Source organism: Rhizobium sp. 01T444, assembly GCF_056398305.1.
This window is the reverse complement of sequence record NZ_JBFTPD010000020.1, coordinates 13,228-30,545: the sequence shown is the minus strand read 5'-3', so window position 1 is coordinate 30,545 and position 17,318 is coordinate 13,228. Positions and strand designations below refer to the sequence as shown.

Sequence of the window (17,318 nt, the reverse complement as noted above, 5' to 3'; positions counted from 1 at the left end):
AGTTATTTTTTTGGGGGTGTTGATGAGTCGCGAGCACGTAGCTGTCCTGATGGGCGGATTTTCTTCGGAGAGGCCTGTCAGCCTTTCTTCGGGGAAGGCGTGTGGCGATGCTCTCGAAGGTGAAGGCTTCAAGGTGACGCGCATCGATGTCGAGCGCGACATTTCCGAAAAGCTCTCCGCCCTGAAGCCCGATGTTGTCTTCAATGCCTTGCATGGGCCTTTCGGCGAGGACGGCACCATCCAGGGCATTCTCGAATATCTGCAGATCCCCTATACGCATTCGGGCGTGCTTGCGTCTGCGCTTGCCATGGATAAGGCCCGAGCGAAGCGTGTGGCTGCCGCCGCCTGTGTTCCGGTTGCCGAATCGCAGGTGCTGAATCGCTTCTCGTTTCCGTCGGAGCATCCGATGAAGACGCCCTATGTGGTCAAGCCGGTGCGCGAAGGCTCCAGCTTCGGCGTCGTCATCGTCGGTGAGGATCAGGCGCACCCGCCGCAGGTCATCGGCTCGGCCGAGTGGCGTTATGGCGAGGAAGTCATTGTCGAGCGCTACATCCATGGTCGCGAGCTGACCTGTGGTGTGATGGGTGATCAACCCATGGATGTCATCGAGGTGGTGCCGCAGGGCCACAATTTCTATGATTACGACTCCAAGTATGCGTCGGGTGGCTCAAAACATGTCTTGCCGGCTAAAATTTCACCGAAAATTTACCAAAAAATACAAACATTGGCATTAAGGGCGCATCAAGCAATCGGTTGCCGCGGCGTCAGTCGGTCCGACTTTCGTTACGACGATCGTTTTTCCGAAGACGGCGAGATCATCTGGCTGGAGGTCAATACCCAGCCAGGCATGACTCCAACCTCCCTTGTGCCCGAAATGGCCGGCCATGCCGGATATTCCTTTGGTGCATTTCTCCGGTGGATGGTGGAGGACGCGTCTTGTTTGCGTTGACGGTCAAAAGGATAGGGCGCCCCAGCCGTTATGCCGAGCTTCCCGTTATGGAAGCCGACGAACGCCGCGTGCTGCCGCGTCCGCTGCGCCGCGTCGTGCGCTTCCTCGTAAGCCTCGGTAGCGGCCGCATTCATATCCCTGTCCACACGGGTACGGTTTCCGCGCTTGGCTTCCTGGCTGCGACCGGCCTCTATGGCATGTCGCTTGGCGGTCATACGGAAGCCGTCGCGCAAGCGACGACCAGCGCTGTCGGCTTTGCCATCGAGGACGTGAAGGTTTCCGGAAACAATCAGACCTCCGAAATCGAGATTCTGCAGCTTCTCGGCCTCGATGGCGCGACATCACTCGTCGCCCTCGATGTCGATGCTGCGCGCCAGAAAATCGCGCGCCTTCCCTGGGTCGAAAATGTCGAAGTCCGCAAGGTCTATCCGAAGACGATCGAGGTGAAGCTCTCTGAGCGCGCCGCCTATGCCATCTGGCAGCACGGCCAGGAGCTTTCGCTGATCGAGAAGAGCGGCAGCGTGATCGCGCCGCTTCGCGATAACAAGTTTTCGGCTCTGCCGCTGGTCGTCGGCCGTGACGCCGAAACGGCTGCGGCCTCCATCGAGGATGCCTTCGCCAAGTGGCCTGATGTGAAGGCTCGCGTGAAGGCTTACGTCTGGGTTTCCGGCCGCCGCTGGGACCTGCACATGGACAATGGCGTCGTCGTCAAGCTGCCGGAAGATGATCTCGACCAGGCGCTGGCGACGCTTTCGAAATTTGACAAGGAACAGCAGCTTCTGGAGCGCGATATCGCTGCAGTCGATCTCAGGCTGCCGGATCGCACGACGATCCAGCTAACGCCCGAGGCGGCAGCACGCCGTCAGGCGGCGGTTACGGCGCGCACCAAGGATTTGAAGAAGGCGGGGCAAAATATATGAGCTTGTTCGGTTCATCCCATTTCGGATTGCCGCGCCTGAAGCCGCTTTCGTCGAAGCGGTCGCATATCGTTTCGGTGCTGGATATCGGCTCGACCAAGGTCGTCTGCATGATCGGTCGGCTGACGCCGCGCGAGGAAAGCCAGATCCTGCCGGGCCGCACGCACAATATCGAGATCATCGGCATCGGCCATCAGCGTTCGCGCGGGATCAAGACCGGCGTCATCGCCGATCTCGACGCGCTGGAAAGCGTCATCCGTCTCGCCGTGGATGCGGCAGAGCGTATGGCGGGCCTGACCGTGGAAAGCCTGATCGTCAACCTGACGGCTGGCCGTCTCGGCAGCGATATTTACACCGCGACCATCGATCTCGGCGGCCAGGAAGTCGAGCTGAACGACCTCAAGAAGGTGCTCTCGGCCGCCTGCCAGCAGTCGCTGCGCCAGGATCGCGCCGTGCTGCATTCGCTGGCAACCGGCTTCTCTCTCGATGGCGAACGCGGCATCCGCGATCCGTTGGCAATGTATGGCGATGCACTCGGCGTCGATATGCATGTGGTGACGGCGGAGCGCTCGGCGCTCAAAAATCTCGAGCTCAGCGTCAACAGAGCGCATCTTTCGGTGGAAGGAATCGTTGCAACACCGTATGCATCCGGTCTTGCCGCACTCGTCGACGATGAAGTCGAACTTGGCTGTGCGGCCATCGACATGGGCGGCGGCACGACGACGATTTCGGTCTTTGCCGAAGGCAAGCTTGTCCATACCGATGCTGTCGGCCTCGGCGGTCATCATGTGACGACCGACCTCGCACGCGGCCTTTCCACACGGATCGAGGATGCTGAACGTTTGAAGGTGGTCCACGCTTCGGCGCTGACCAATTCTTCCGACGAGCGTGAGCTGATCTCCATTCCGCCGATCGGCGAGGATGATCGTGATCAGCCGAGCCAGGTGCCGCGGGCTCTGGTGTCGCGCATCGTTTCAGCGCGCATCGAAGAGACGATGGAACTCATCCGCGACCGGATCCAGCGTTCGGGCTTCAGCCCGATCGTCGGAAAGCGTGTCGTGCTGACGGGTGGCGCCAGTCAGCTGACCGGCCTTGCCGAAGTGGCGCGCCGCATCCTGGCCCGCAACGTTCGTATCGGCCGTCCGATGGGTGTCTCGGGTCTTCCGACGGCGGCCAAGGGCCCGGCCTTTTCGACGGCCGTCGGTTTGATGATCTATCCGCAGGTCGCGGACATGGAAACACATGCGTCACAGAGCAGTCTGCTTCTGTCGCTTGGGGGTAATAACAGCCGCATCGCCCGTATGGGCCAGTGGCTGAAGGAAAGCTTTTGAAATTGAGTGAATTGGCCGGCGTGGCGATGCGGCCAGAGAGAGAAGGAACTGGTACCATGACTATCAAGCTGCAAAAGCCTGACATCACCGAACTGAAGCCGCGCATCACCGTGTTCGGCGTCGGCGGCGGCGGCGGCAATGCCGTCAATAACATGATTTCCGCAGGCCTCCAGGGCGTCGACTTCGTCGTTGCCAACACGGATGCCCAGGCACTGACGATGACGAAGGCCGAACGGATCATCCAGCTCGGCGCCAGCGTCACGGAAGGTCTCGGCGCCGGCTCGCAGCCGGAAGTCGGCCGTGCAGCCGCCGAAGAGTGCATTGACGAGATCGTCGATCACCTGAACGGCACGCATATGTGCTTCGTCACCGCCGGCATGGGCGGCGGCACCGGTACGGGCGCTGCTCCTGTCGTCGCACAGGCGGCCCGCAACAAGGGCATCCTGACGGTCGGCGTCGTCACCAAGCCGTTCCACTTCGAAGGCGGGCGCCGCATGCGTCTGGCCGAATCCGGTATTCAGGAACTGCAGAAGTCTGTCGATACGCTTATCGTCATTCCGAACCAGAACCTCTTCCGGATCGCCAACGACAAGACGACCTTCGCCGACGCTTTCGCTATGGCCGACCAGGTTCTCTACTCGGGTGTTGCCTGCATCACCGACCTGATGGTGAAGGAAGGTCTCATCAACCTCGACTTCGCCGACGTCCGCTCGGTCATGCGTGAAATGGGCCGCGCAATGATGGGTACGGGTGAAGCTTCCGGTTCGGGCCGCGCCATGCAGGCCGCCGAAGCGGCGATTGCCAACMCGCTGCTCGACGAAACCTCGATGAAGGGCGCACAGGGCCTGCTGATCTCCATCACCGGCGGTCGCGACCTCACGCTCTTCGAAGTCGACGAAGCTGCAACGCGCATCCGCGAAGAAGTCGATCCGGACGCCAACATCATCCTCGGCGCAACATTCGACGAATCGCTCGAAGGCATCATCCGCGTCTCGGTCGTCGCCACCGGCATCGACCGCGCGATGAACCAGGCTGCCGACCGTTCGTTCCAGCCGGTCGCAAAGCCGGCTATCCGTCCCTCCGCGGCCGTTGCTCCGGCACCGGCCGCAGTTCAGCCTGCTCCGGTAATGCAGGCACCGAAGGCCGACCAGATTGCGCAGACCATCCGTATGGCTGAAGCCGAGATGGAACGTGAGCTGGAAATCCCGGCTCCACGTGCCGCTGCTCCGATCCAGCAGCAGCCGGTGATGCAGGAGACCTTCCGTCCGCAGAGCAAGATTTTTGCTTCTGCGCCTGAAGCAGCCCCGGTCATGCGCCAGGCTCCGGTACAGTCGGCTCCCGTCATGCAGCAGCCGGCTCCGCAGCCGATCATGCAGCAGCAGCCGGTCCGTCATGAGCCGGTGATCCGCCAGGCTCCTGAGCAGGTCCGCATGCCGAAGGTCGAGGACTTCCCGCCGGTGGTCCAGGCTGAGATCGACCATCGCTCGCAGCCTGCTGCTTCGCACGTGCAGGAAGAGCGCGGCCCGATGGGTCTACTCAAGCGAATCACCAATTCGCTCGGCCGCCGCGAAGAGGAAGTCGCTCCGGAAATGACCTCCGCGCCGGCTGCATCCTCGCAGCAGCGCCGTCCGCTATCGCCGGAAGCAAGCCTCTACGCACCGCGTCGCGGCAATCTCGACGACCAGGGCCGTGCCGTGCCGCAGGCCCGCATGATGCAGGAAGACGACCAGCTGGAAATCCCGGCCTTCCTACGTCGCCAGTCGAACTGAGAAGAGCACTTCTCCACAGAAAACGCCCGGGGCAGAAATCCCGGGCGTTTGCGTTTCTACATGCTTGAATTCTAAATGTTTTTCGCGTGGTAGATTTCGTAACAAAGCGAAAGAAACAGTGATTTGGATTGCAGCGCGCGTCCACGTAAGTATGAAGCAAGCGAACTGCCCTTAGAGTCCGCTTCGAACGGTTCGGGCAGTGTAGAAGAACGATCCGGTCGGTTGGCAACAACGGGTACGGAAGAATAAAGGCAGATTTTATGGGACTTGGCTTGCTGGGCTTTCAGACGACGGTATCACGTCCGGTGACTCTTTCGGGCATCGGCGTTCATTCTGGTGCCGACGTTTCGATCACCTTCAATCCGGCCGAAGCCGGCACCGGCGTTATTTTCCAGCGCATCCATGACAATGGTGACGTCACCGAACTGAAGGCTGTTTCCTCGCAGGTCGGCAATACCGATCTCTGCACCGTTCTCGGCTTCTCGCCTGCCCATTCCGTCGCGACGATCGAGCACGTGATGGCAGCCGTTTACGCTCTCGGCCTCGACAATGTCGTGATCGAAGTCAGCGGCGCCGAAATGCCGATCATGGATGGCAGCTCGGTTCCCTTCGTCGAAGCCATCGAACAGGTCGGCCTCGTTTCCCTCGGCGTCAAGCGTCGCTACATCCGCATCACCAAGCCGGTTCGTATCGAGCATGGCGGTTCCTGGAGCGAGTTCCGCCCCTATGACGGCACGCGCTTCGAAGTCGAGATCGATTTCGAATGCCCGCTGATCGGCCGCCAGAAGTGGGAAGGCGATCTCACCGCAGCCGTCTTCAAGACCGAGCTGTCGCGTGCGCGCACCTTCGGCTTCATGCGTGATGTCGAGCGTCTCTGGGCTTCGGGCCATGCTCTCGGCTCCTCGCTTRAAAACTCGGTCGTCATCTCCGACGACAATGCCGTCATCAATGTCGAAGGCCTGCGCTATGCCAAGGACGAGTTCGTGCGTCACAAGACGCTCGATGCCGTCGGCGATCTGGCGCTTGCCGGCGCACAGTTCATCGGCTGCTACCGTTCCTATCGCGGCGGCCACAAGATGAACGCCAACGCTCTCAAGGCACTGCTCAGCGATGCCTCGGCCTATGAAGTGGTCGAGACTTCGACGCCGCGCCAGCGCGTTGCCGTTCGCGAATTCATTGCAGTCAGCGCTCCGGAATTCGCCCCCTGGTCGGCATGACCTCCAGTATAGCAATTAAGGCCAGGGCCGCCTCCTAACGGGGGCGGTTTTTTTATGGGCAAGGGGCGCACAAGCGCGTCGATAGATGTTTTGCGGCATATATTTAGCCGCTGCCGCTTCGAATGCCGGTGAAAAGCCCGACATTCTCGGCGGTGCTGCCACAAAAATGCGTTAATGCGTGATCATTGCGTTGCTCTTGACAGGTATTTGTGGCTAGAAACGCCAGCTAGGCGTGGCTGCTGTGGAGTGGACGGCAGCGGTGGGATTCTTTCGAATGGCTTATGCAAGGTCTGACATGATGATGAAGACAGCGCGCGCTTTGCTCGCATCCGTGATGGTGCTGAGCGCAGGTGCCTTGATTTCCGGCTGCCAGTCGGACCCTGATATCGACATCACCAAGCTCGGCCTCGAAACCGATCCGCCAGATGTGCTTTACACCCAGGGCCTCGCCAACATGAAGGCAGGCAACATGGCCGAGGCGGGGCGCAAGTTCGACGCGATCGATGCGCAGAACCCCTTCTCGGAATGGGCGCGCAAGGCGCTCGTCATGAGCACCTTCGTCAAATACCGCCAGGGCCGTTTCGACGACGCGCTTGCATCGGGCAACCGTTACATGGCGCAATATCCGAAGTCCAAGGATGCCGCTTACGTGCAGTATCTCGTGGGCCTGACCTATTCCAAGCAGATCGTCGACGTGACGCAGGACCAGCGCGCCTCGCAGAAGACGATCGAGGCGATGCAGGCCGTCGTCGACAACTATCCTGACTCCGAATATGTGGATGACGCGCAGGCCAAGATGCGCTTTGCGCGCGACCAGCTGGCCGGTAAGGAAATGCAGGTCGGCCGCTATTACATGGAGCGCAAGGAATATCTTGCCGCGATCTCGCGCTTCCGCATCGTCGTCGAGAAATACCCGAACACGAATCAGGTGGAGGAGGCGCTCGCCCGTCTCGTCGAAGCCTATTATGCGTTGGGCGTCGTCGAGGAGGCGCAGACTGCCGCTGCCGTTCTCGGTCACAATTATCCCGACAGTCAGTGGTATGCTGATTCTTACAAGCTGCTGCAGTCGGGCGGCGCGGAACCGCGTGAAAACAAGGGTTCGTGGATCGCTGCAGCGGGCAAGAAACTCCTTCTCGGTTCCTGAGGCCAATGCTGATCCAGCTTTCGATCCGCGATATCGTTCTGATCGAGCGGCTGGATCTTGCCTTCGAGACCGGCCTCTCCGTGCTGACGGGTGAGACGGGCGCCGGCAAATCCATCCTGCTCGACAGTCTGTCGCTGGCCCTTGGCGGGCGCGGCGATGGCGGTCTCGTGCGCCATGGCGAGGATAAGGGCCAGGTGACCGCCGTCTTCGATGTCGGCTTGGATCATGGTGCCCGCAAGCTCTTGCGCGAAAACGGCATCGATGACGAAGGCGACTTGATCTTTCGCCGCCAGCAATCCTCCGACGGGCGCACCAAGGCCTATGTCAACGACCAGCCTGTCAGCGTTCAGCTGATGCGCCAGGCTGGCCAGATGCTGGTCGAGATCCATGGCCAGCACGACGACCGCGCGCTTGTCGATACCAATGCCCACAGAACGCTGCTCGACGCCTTTGCTGGTATCAGCGAGGACGTGCAGGGCGTGGCCGCGCTTTACCGCCAGTGGCGCGATAGCGAGCGCACGCTGAAGAAGCACCGCGAGAAGGTCGAGGTAGCTGCCCGTGAGGCGGATTATCTGCGCTCCTCCGTCGAAGAGCTCGAAAAGCTCTCGCCACGCGATGGCGAAGAGGATGAGCTTGCCGACCGTCGCCAGAAGATGATGAAGGCGGAGCGCATCGCCGGCGATATCGCCGAGGCCTCCGAATTCCTCAACGGCAATGCCTCTCCCGTGCCGCATATCGCCTCGCTGGTGCGCCGTCTCGAGCGCAAGAGCCATGAGGCGCCCGGCCTGCTGGAAGACACCGTAGCCCTGCTTGACGCCGCGCTGGACCAGCTTTCCAACGCGCAGATGGAAGTCGAGGCGGCACTGCGCAAGACGGAATATGATCCGAAGGAACTGGAGCGCGTCGAAGAGCGGTTGTTTGCGCTCCGCGCTGCCTCCCGCAAATATTCTGTTCCCGTCACCGAGCTTCCGGCGCTCGCCGTGCGCATGATCAACGATCTTGCCGATCTCGATGCCGGCGAGGAGCGTCTCTCCAAGCTCGAGGCGGAAGTTGGGGTCGCCAAGGCGAATTACGATGCGGCCGCCCGCTCGCTTTCGGAGAAGCGTCAGCATGCCGGCGATGCACTGGCGCAGGCCGTCATGGCTGAGCTGCCGGCGCTGAAGCTCGAGCGCGCCCGCTTCATGGTGGAGATTACCACCGATGCGGAAGAGGCGACGGCCGAGGGCATCGATGTCGTGGAATTCCACGTCCAGACCAATCCGGGCACGCGTCCCGGCTCGATCATGAAGGTCGCCTCGGGCGGCGAACTCTCGCGCTTTCTGCTGGCGCTCAAGGTGGCGCTTGCCGACCGCGGCTCGGCGCCGACGCTCGTCTTTGACGAAATCGACACAGGCGTCGGCGGGGCAGTGGCGGATGCGATCGGCCAGCGGCTGAAGCGGCTTTCCGAGCGCGTGCAGGTTCTCTCCGTCACCCATGCGCCGCAGGTGGCAGCCCGTGCCGCCACACATCTCCTGATCTCCAAGGGACCGTCCGGCGAAGGCTCCGACAAGATCGCCACACGCGTTGCCACCATGGCCCAGAAGGACCGCACGGAAGAGATTGCCCGCATGCTTGCCGGCGCGTCCGTGACGGAAGAGGCGAGGGCGGCTGCGGCACGGTTGCTGGCGGGTAACGGCTAGCATAAGCCGCCAGTGACTAATCTCGGCGGCCAGGCTATGGGACGTCACCCACCGGTGAGGTTCAGCCATTCATGCGGCTTTTCCATTTCAGTGATGATCCCACTATTGCGGTCTTTGAGCCGCGCCCCGTGCGCGCTCCCTCGGAGCGTCTGGCGGGAATGGAATGGCTGAACGGCCCGCTCGTCTGGGCGATCGATGACATCCACGACTTCATGTATCTCTTCCCGCGCGATTGCCCGCGTATTCTGATCTGGGCGACGCCCGAGACATCAGACGAAGATCGCCGCTTGCTCGGCGACTGGCGGGGTGCCGCCTATATCGAGCGTGGCTGGCTGGCGCGGCTGCAGGCCGAAAGCATCCACCGCTACGAGATGCCGGCCGATGGTTTCGAGGACCTGCAGGACGCGGGAATGTGGGTGTCGCGCAGGACGGTTCTGCCGCTCGCACTCACCGCAATGTCCGGCCTCGATCGCGAATTTGCGCCGCGCGGCATCGAGCTCCGTGTCGTTGGCAGCCTCATGCCGCTGAAGGCTCTGCGGGACAGCACGCTACACGTCAGCGCCATCAGACTGCGCAACGCGCGGCCATAATTCAAAACATTGGTGCTATTTCAATCGCGGAATTTTGCTCTAAAACCATTGCAGATTCTCTGGAGTGAAGCTGCATGTCGACCGAATCCGTCGCTGTTGAGGACCTGACCCTTGAAGACGCTGCCATCGAACTGGAACGGCTGGCCAAGGAGGTTGCGCGTAACGATGCGCTCTATCATGGCAAGGACCAGCCGGAGATTTCCGATGCGGATTATGACGCGCTAAAGCGCCGCAACGATGCGATCGAGGCACGCTTCCCCGAGCTCATCCGCGAAGACAGCCCGTCGCGCCGGGTCGGTGCAGCCCCTTCCGTCACTTTTGCGCCGGTCGTTCATTCCCGGCCGATGCTGTCGCTCGACAATACTTTCTCGCAGGAGGACGTGCGCGATTTCGTTGCCAGCGTCTATCGCTTCCTCGGCCGCCTGCCTGACAATTCCATCGCCTTTACCGCCGAACCGAAGATCGACGGGCTTTCCATGTCCATCCGTTACGAGAACGGCAAGCTTATAACGGCTGCCACGCGCGGCGACGGCACGACGGGCGAAAACGTCACGGCCAATATCCGCACTATCAAGGAAATCCCGAACGAGCTGCCGAAGGGCGTTCCATCCGTCGTGGAAGTGCGCGGCGAGGTCTATATGGCCAAGAGCGATTTCATGGCGCTCAACGCCCAGATGGAGGCCGAAGGCAAGCAGACCTATGTCAATCCGCGCAACACGGCGGCAGGATCGCTGCGTCAGCTCGATGCGAAGGTGACGGCGAGCCGCAAGTTGAAGTTCTTTGCCTATGCATGGGGCGAGATGTCGGACATGCCTGCCAATACGCAGATGGGCATGGTCGAAAAGTTCAGGGAGTGGGGCTTCCCGGTCAATCCGCTGATGAAGCGGCTGAACTCGGTTGACGATATCCTTGCCCATTACAGCGAGATCGGCCTCGAGCGGCCGGACCTCGATTACGATATCGATGGCGTCGTCTACAAGGTCGATAGCCTCGAGCTGCAGCAGCGTCTCGGCTTCCGCTCGCGCAGCCCGCGCTGGGCGACGGCGCACAAGTTTCCGGCTGAGCAGGCTTTCACCATCGTCGAGAATATCGACATCCAGGTCGGYCGYACSGGCGCGCTGACGCCGGTSGCGCGGCTGACGCCGATCACCGTCGGCGGYGTSGTTGTCACCAATGCGACCCTGCACAACGAGGATTATATCAAGGGCATCGGCAATAATGGCGAGCGCATCCGTGAGGAGGAGCATGATATCCGCATCGGCGACACCGTCATCGTGCAGCGTGCCGGTGACGTGATCCCGCAGGTGCTCGATGTCGTCATGGAAAAGCGTCCTGCTGAGGCGCAGCCCTATCAGTTTCCAAAAGTGTGCCCGGTCTGCGGTTCGCATGCGGTGCGTGAGCGGCACGAGAAGACCGGCAAGCTCGATTCCGTCACCCGCTGCACCGGCGGCTTCATCTGCCGCGCGCAGGCGACGGAAGAGCTGAAGCATTTCGTTTCGCGCAATGCCTTCGATATTGAAGGACTTGGCTCCAAGCAGATCGACTTCTTCTTCGAGAGCGAGGATCCTGCGCTGCAGATCCGCACGGCGCCCGATATCTTCACGCTGGAGAAGCGTCAGCAACAGTCGATCACCAAGCTGGAGAATATCGACGGTTTCGGCAAGGTCAGCGTCGGCAAGCTCTATGCTGCAATCAATGAGCGGCGCAGCATCGCCCTTCACCGCTTCATCTACGCGCTCGGCATCCGCCACGTAGGCGAGACGACGGCGAAGCTCCTGTCGCGCTCCTACAATACCTACGAGGCCTTTGCGACGGCAATGAAGGAGGCGGCAACGCTTTCGGGCGATGCCTGGAACGACCTCAACGCCATCGAGGGCATCGGCGAGGTCGTGGCGCGCGCCATCGTGGAATTCTACAAGGAGCCGCGCAATATCGAGGTGATCGGCCGCTTGCTCGACGAGGTGACGCCGCAAGAGGCCGAACAGCCGGTGACAGTGGGTAGCCCGGTCGCGGGCAAGACGGTCGTCTTCACCGGTTCACTGGAGAAATTCACGCGCGAAGAGGCGAAGGCGAGGGCTGAAGGCCTCGGGGCAAAGGTGGCAGGTTCCGTCTCCAAGAAGACCGATATCGTCGTTGCCGGCCCCGGCGCCGGCTCCAAGCTCGACAAGGCTCGCGAACTCGGCGTTCAGACCATGGACGAAGACGAGTGGCTGGCCCTGATTGGGGGGTAACGGAGAGCCGCCAACAACACCAGCCTCTTTGTTTCAGGCCCTCAGCCGCGCCATCGTATAGGCATCGACATATTGCCCGTCGCGATAGCCGAATGATCGGAGGAGCCCTTCCTTTTCGAAGCCGAATTTTTCGTAGAGGCGGATAGCTGCCGCGTTATCGGTATAGACAGTCAGTTCCATCCGCTTGATATCCTGCCAATTGTCGGCGGCATCGACAAACGCGGCCATCAGGGCGGTTCCGACGCCGCGACCGGTGAAATCGTCATGGACACCCATGCCGAGGCTCGCGGCGTGCTGGCGCCGTCCTTCGAAGCGGTTCATGCCACCATTGGCGACGATCCGGCCGTCGAGTTCGACAACGAGGTTGAGGGCGTTAGGTGAGGGGGATTCCATGCGCTTGCGCACCGCATCGATGCTTTGAAAAGGCGGGCGCAGCGTGCCGGCACGATAGCCCGGCAGGTTCATCAGTTCGGTAACGGCTTCAACATCGCTCATGCGCAAAGCGCGAACATTGAGGCCTTTCAACGAAGGCTTTTCGGGTGGGGTATCCTGATTGGCTGACATCATGCTCTCCTTGGGTTTCTAAAAGAGGAGAGCGGAGTTTCGGAAAACCCTGCTCGCCTCGGCAGGGTTTTCGGGGATGATCGGCTGCTAGTGGCGCACCATCTCTCCCGCGTACCCTGCATGGGTCGTGGTGATAAGATGAAGGGTGTGGGCCACTGAGTTGATCATGGACGGAAGTTTCGCCATTTGCGTGCAGATGTCAACAGGTGAGAATTTGCCTTCGGATACGGCTAAGATTATTCCGGAAGAGCAGACGATTCGGATATTTGCCCGTGAAGACTATCGCCATCGATTTCGAGACAGCCAACGAACAGCGCGGCAGCGCCTGCTCCGTCGGCCTTGCTTGGATCGAGGACGGGCAGGTGACGCGGGTCGAGGAGCGGCTGATCCGGCCACGCGACATGCGCTTCTCCGGCATGAATATCGCGATCCACGGCATTCGCCCTGAGCATGTCGAGGATGCGCCGGAATTTCCTGAAGTCATGGACGAGTTCCTTGAGGATTTCCGGGGCGCGACGATGATCGCTCACAATGCCGCCTTCGATTTCAGCGTCTGGCGGGCGAGCCTCGATCTTTACCGGCAGTCCTATCCGGAGCTCAGCTATCTCTGCAGCCTGAAGATGGCGCAGCGCATCTGGCCGCATTTCCTGTCGCACCGGCTGAACCTGATTGCCGAACATCTCGGCTTGCGTTTCGTCCACCACAATGCGGCTGAGGATGCTGCCGTCTGCGCGGCAGCGGCAATCGAGATGGCGAAGGCTGTCAAGGCTGCGACGGTTGCCGCCATTCCGGCGCTGATCGGCATGACACCAGGTAAGCTGATGGCCGCCGGCTACGCGCCCTGCACCTGCCGCAAGGGCTGAGCCTCGCTTTCTTGCAAAGGGTTTGGCCATTCTTATCTTAGCTTCCGGATCAACACGGGAGTTGCCATGTCCGCTTTCCGCAATCTTTTCCTCTCTGCAGCATTCCTCGCCGTTTCCGCAGGCGCGACATCTGCGGAAGTCGTCGGCAAGGTCGGGGTCGACTGGATCGGCAACGACATCATTATCGAGGCGGTCTCCGACCCTGAGGTGAAGGGCGTGACCTGCCATGTCACCTATTTCGACCGCAGCCTCATCGACCGTTTCAAGAACGGCAACTGGTTCGAAGATCCCTCGAACAACTCCATCGCCTGCCGCCAGACGGGGCCGATCGAGATCGGCAATATCGATCTTTCCAAGGATGGCAGCGAGGTGTTCCGGCAGGGCATGTCGCTGATCTGGAAGACGCTGGCGGTCAACCGTATCTACGACAAGGCCAACAATACGCTGATCTATCTCGCCCATTCGCGGGAGCTTACGGATGGCTCGGCGAAGATGTCGATCTCGACCATTCCGCTCTACGGGCAGGATGTGGTGTGGAAGAACGGGAAACCGCAATGAAAAAGGCCCGGACAAGCCGGGCCTTTGAATTCCGAATATGAAGAGCGATCAGGCGGCTTCGCGGGACAGTTCGTCGGCGATGACGGTGTCGAGGTTGAGGAAGCAGACCATGGTCTTTTCGAGCGCGACGATACCGCGGCAGAAGGCGCGCTGGGCTTCCGGGATGATTTCCGGCGGCGGCTGAAGGTCTTCGCTCTTGATGGTCATCATGTCGGAGACCTGTTCGACCAGCAGGCCGACGAGTTTGCCGGCGATGTCGGTGACGATGATGGCGGAACGCTCCGACGGTTCCGTCATCTTCATGCCGAGGCGGCAGGCCATGTCGATAACCGGGATCACGGCACCGCGCAGGTTGATGAGGCCGAGGACGTAGGGCGGGGTGTGCGGCATGGGGGTGACCGGCGCCCAGCCACGGATTTCGCGGATCGCCATGATATCGATGCAGAACTCCTGGTCGCCCAGGTGGAACGAGACGATTTCGAGGTAGGCGCCCGACTGCTTGATGGCATTGTTGTTCATGGTCAGAATTCTTCCCAGTTGTCTCCGGCCGGAGAGGCGAGTGTCCTGGCGGCGCCGCCGCCTGTGAATGCGCCCGCGACCTTGCCCATGAGGCGCCGTGCGGGTGAAGGTTTCGGATGCGAGGCTGCGGGGGCTTCTCGCGGCGTTTGACGGGCGCTCATGCCCTCGCCGATATTGAACTGCCGAACCAGCTGCGTCAGGTTTTCCGCATCGGTTGCGAGAGTGTGGCTGGYGGCGTTCGTTTCTTCCACCATGGCCGCATTCTTCTGCGTCACCTGATCCATCTGGCTGATGGCTGTATTGATCTCGTTCAGTCCGACTGATTGTTCGCGCGCAGAGGTTACGATTGATTTAACATGACCGTCGATACGCAGAACATCTTCGCCGATCTGGCGCAAAGCCTCGCCGGCAGCCGTCACTAATTCGCCGCCGATCTTAACTTCGGCGCCGGATTTTCCGATCAAGGTCTTGATATCCTTGGCTGCTCCTGCTGCGCGGCCGGCAAGTTCGCGAACTTCCTGTGCAACGACCGCAAAGCCCTTGCCGGCTTCGCCGGCACGCGCGGCCTCGACGCCGGCGTTGAGTGCCAGCAGATTCGTCTGGAAGGCAATCTCGTCAATGACGTTGATGATCGTGCCGATCTCGCGGGAGGCGCCTTCGATTCGCTCCATCGCGGCCATCGCATCGCCGACGATGGCGTCGGATTTCTCGGTATTCTGGCGAGTATGAGCGACCATGTTGCCGACTTCCTCGGCGCGGCTGGTGGCGTTACGGACGGTAGCGGTGATCTCGTCCAGCGCCGCTGAGGTCTCTTCCAGCGAGGCGGCCTGTTGCTCTGTGCGCTTGGCAAGGTCGTCGGCGGCGGCGCGCATCTGGTGGCTGTTGGCCTGGATGGACGTGCTGTTCAGGGCAATATCGCCCATCGCCTGACGCAGGCGTAGGGCCGTCTGGTTGAAATCCTGACGCAGCCTTTCCAGCTCGTCGCGGAAGGGCTGGTCGATGCTCGCTGTCAGGTCGCCGTTGGCAAGGCGGGTGAGGCCCTGAGCGAGCGCCGTGACGGTGGTGTTCAGCGCTTCCGTATCGGCAAGCTTGGCAGATTCGCGCTCGCGGCGTTCGGCATCGCTGCGCTGGCGGTCGGTCTCGGTGCGGGCTTCCAGATCGATCTTTTCGATGGCTGCAAGGCGGAAGCTTTCGGCGGCACGGGCCATTTCGCCGATCTCGTCGCCGCGCTCCTTGCCGGCGACGTTGCTTGTCAGGTCGCCGTTCAAGATGCGCAGCATGCTTTCGCGCACGGTGACGATGCCGCGGCGGATGGAGCCACCATGGATATATTGCAGCGCAGCCATTGTGAGGATGGCGATGACGCCAAGCGCGATCTGGATGACAAGCGAGCTGCGGGAGGTCTCGTTGGCGCTTTCGATGCGCTTGCGGGCAACGACGGTGCCGTCACTGGCGAACTTGTCGAGGGTGGCGGCGAGCTTTTCGCCTTCAGAGTCGATGCGATCGTCGATCTTGTCGAATTCGGCATCGGACGCGCCTTGTTCGACGAGCGCCTTGAGATCCACCTGAATGGCCTGGCGAAGTGCGCCGACATCGGAATCGTAGCTCTTCAGCAGGTCGCCGGCCTTTAGCTCCTCGGCGATCATGCCTATTTCCTTCGAGCCGCTGGAGAGGGTTGCCAGCGAATCGGCAACGATCTTCAGGCGGTCGGGCTGGATGATCTTCTCTTCCCGGTCGACGATCGAGTCCATGGCGGCGAGAACCAGCGTCAGATTGGCGACGCGCATGTCGTTGATGATGTCGATGCTCTGCTGGATCTCGTCGGCGCGGCGCAGGCCGGTATCGACCTGCATGTTCTCGTACCAGCCGATGCCGAGCATCGAGCTAAAGCCGATGAGAGCAGCCCCGCCGAGCGTCCAGAGCCGCTGGCCGACCGAAAGCTTTCTGCGAACCGTCGAATTTGTCATAAAGCCACCCTCCGCCCCAGGCGGTTTTTAGTTCCCTCGATTTTATGCTGATCCGGTTCATGCTCCGGCCGACATCATGTCGGAACAGCGCCGAAGCACTGTGTGCATTACTAAATATAGATATCCGCAATTAAGCCTTTCCTAACGATGTATTTCTTCGGGCTGCTTCGAGGCCTCCGCGGCAAGCCGTTAGAAAGGTGCGATAATTCGTCTTTGTACGACTTTTTCGCAGGACGTTTGCCCGCATCTGGCATTCATCAAGGTGGGGCAATTAATCACGGGTGAGAAAACGCATTCTTGAATTGCGCGCTTGCGATCGCGAATATAATCACACGGGCGAGACGGATGGGGGCATCCGCGCATCGAGGAAAGTACCATGAAGAATTTCCGTATCGCCGTCTGGATCGCAGTGCTGCTGCTTGCCGGCGTGCTCGGCTGGTTCACGCTAGACCAGAGCCGGACGAGGGAAGTGGTGGCCGAGGGGCCATTCGGCGTTCCGTTCACGCTGGTATCGCAGAGTGGCCAGCCGATCACGGAGCAGGCCCTGCGCGGTAGGCCGACGGCCCTGTTTTTCGGCTTTACGCATTGCCCCGAAGTCTGCCCGACGACGCTCTTCGAGCTCAACGGCTGGATGGAGAAGGTCGATCCCCAGGGTAACAAGCTGCAGGCCTATTTCGTGACCGTCGATCCCGAGCGCGATACGCCCGAGATCATGAACGAGTACGTCTCCAACGTTTCCAAGCGCATTACGGGCATTTCTGGTCCGCCGGACAAGATCGCCGACGTCATCAAGGGCTTCCGCGTCTATGCCAAGAAGGTGCCTGTGGACGAGAACAATCCTGACGGAGATTACACGATGGACCATACGGCCTCGGTCTTCCTGCTCGATTCGGAGGGGCGTTTTTCGGGAACGATCTCCTATGGCGAAAACCCCGATACGGCGATAAAGAAGCTTGAGAATCTCGTCGCCAAGGGATGACCGGCAGCTGAAAGCATCGCAACCGGTAGCGGGCGACGCAA

At 60.9% G+C, this 17,318-nt stretch carries 15 protein-coding genes; 12 read left to right on the top strand and 3 right to left on the bottom strand.

The annotated features are described in order from the left end of the window. Positions 1-22 precede the first annotated feature (22 nt). The 9 genes from AC1DTN_RS24270 (at position 23) to ligA (ending at position 11,827) form a co-directional block, all read left to right on the top strand. Entirely contained in the window at positions 23-949 is a 927-nt protein-coding gene (locus AC1DTN_RS24270; RefSeq protein ID WP_477922954.1) for a D-alanine--D-alanine ligase, read from the top strand. Beyond that, on the top strand, positions 937-1,869 hold the full coding sequence (locus tag AC1DTN_RS24265) for a cell division protein FtsQ/DivIB (protein WP_113324937.1): 933 nt from the start codon (positions 937-939) through the stop codon (positions 1,867-1,869). The genes AC1DTN_RS24270 and AC1DTN_RS24265 overlap by 13 nt, the downstream gene beginning before the upstream one ends. Continuing rightward, positions 1,866-3,197, top strand: coding sequence for a cell division protein FtsA (ftsA, locus tag AC1DTN_RS24260; RefSeq protein ID WP_113324938.1), 1,332 nt, complete (start codon positions 1,866-1,868; stop codon positions 3,195-3,197). The genes AC1DTN_RS24265 and ftsA overlap by 4 nt, the downstream gene beginning before the upstream one ends. A 56-nt stretch (positions 3,198-3,253) precedes the next feature. Further along, complete coding sequence (gene ftsZ / locus AC1DTN_RS24255) at positions 3,254-4,966, top strand: cell division protein FtsZ (RefSeq protein ID WP_477922952.1); 1,713 nt, start codon at positions 3,254-3,256, stop codon at positions 4,964-4,966. Positions 4,967-5,226: 260 nt separating this feature from the next. Next, the gene (gene lpxC, locus AC1DTN_RS24250; RefSeq protein WP_477922951.1) at positions 5,227-6,183 is read left to right on the top strand and encodes a UDP-3-O-acyl-N-acetylglucosamine deacetylase; all 957 of its coding nucleotides are present in this window, start codon (positions 5,227-5,229) and stop codon (positions 6,181-6,183) included. A gap of 274 nt (positions 6,184-6,457) precedes the next feature. After that, positions 6,458-7,327 carry an outer membrane protein assembly factor BamD gene (locus tag AC1DTN_RS24245; protein WP_310389354.1) on the top strand — a complete coding sequence of 290 codons (870 nt, stop codon included), beginning with the start codon at positions 6,458-6,460 and terminating at the stop codon, positions 7,325-7,327. Positions 7,328-7,332: 5 nt separating this feature from the next. Beyond that, positions 7,333-9,006 carry a DNA repair protein RecN gene (gene recN, locus AC1DTN_RS24240; RefSeq protein ID WP_477922950.1) on the top strand — a complete coding sequence of 558 codons (1,674 nt, stop codon included), beginning with the start codon at positions 7,333-7,335 and terminating at the stop codon, positions 9,004-9,006. Between the two features lie 71 nt (positions 9,007-9,077). Then, positions 9,078-9,596: a DUF6886 family protein gene (locus tag AC1DTN_RS24235; protein ID WP_477922948.1), complete on the top strand. Its 519-nt coding sequence runs from the start codon at positions 9,078-9,080 to the stop codon at positions 9,594-9,596. Between the two features lie 74 nt (positions 9,597-9,670). Next, complete coding sequence (gene ligA / locus AC1DTN_RS24230) at positions 9,671-11,827, top strand: NAD-dependent DNA ligase LigA (protein ID WP_477922947.1); 2,157 nt, start codon at positions 9,671-9,673, stop codon at positions 11,825-11,827. 33 nt (positions 11,828-11,860) lie between these two features. Here the strand turns inward: ligA and AC1DTN_RS24225 are convergent, their stop codons facing one another. Further along, positions 11,861-12,391, bottom strand: coding sequence for a GNAT family N-acetyltransferase (locus AC1DTN_RS24225; RefSeq protein ID WP_477922945.1), 531 nt, complete (start codon positions 12,389-12,391; stop codon positions 11,861-11,863). Positions 12,392-12,663: 272 nt separating this feature from the next. On the opposite strand from AC1DTN_RS24225, the gene AC1DTN_RS24220 reads away from it, so the two are divergent. Together AC1DTN_RS24220 and AC1DTN_RS24215 are read left to right on the top strand one after the other, a co-directional pair. Beyond that, positions 12,664-13,254, top strand: coding sequence for a 3'-5' exonuclease (locus tag AC1DTN_RS24220; protein ID WP_310389361.1), 591 nt, complete (start codon positions 12,664-12,666; stop codon positions 13,252-13,254). Positions 13,255-13,320: 66 nt separating this feature from the next. Next, the gene (locus tag AC1DTN_RS24215; RefSeq protein ID WP_310389362.1) at positions 13,321-13,812 is read left to right on the top strand and encodes a CreA family protein; all 492 of its coding nucleotides are present in this window, start codon (positions 13,321-13,323) and stop codon (positions 13,810-13,812) included. Positions 13,813-13,860: 48 nt separating this feature from the next. On the opposite strand, the gene AC1DTN_RS24210 is transcribed toward AC1DTN_RS24215, so the two are convergent. Further along, positions 13,861-14,331, bottom strand: coding sequence for a chemotaxis protein CheW (locus tag AC1DTN_RS24210; RefSeq protein ID WP_037099584.1), 471 nt, complete (start codon positions 14,329-14,331; stop codon positions 13,861-13,863). Positions 14,332-14,333: 2 nt separating this feature from the next. Next, a complete protein-coding gene (locus AC1DTN_RS24205) occupies positions 14,334-16,298 on the bottom strand; it encodes a methyl-accepting chemotaxis protein (RefSeq protein ID WP_477922943.1) in 1,965 nt (654 codons plus the stop codon). Positions 16,299-16,674: 376 nt separating this feature from the next. Here AC1DTN_RS24205 and AC1DTN_RS24200 point away from each other — a divergent pair, with 376 nt between their 5' ends. Continuing rightward, the gene (locus AC1DTN_RS24200) at positions 16,675-17,277 is read left to right on the top strand and encodes an SCO family protein (protein ID WP_442206176.1); all 603 of its coding nucleotides are present in this window, start codon (positions 16,675-16,677) and stop codon (positions 17,275-17,277) included. Positions 17,278-17,318: the final 41 nt, after the last annotated feature.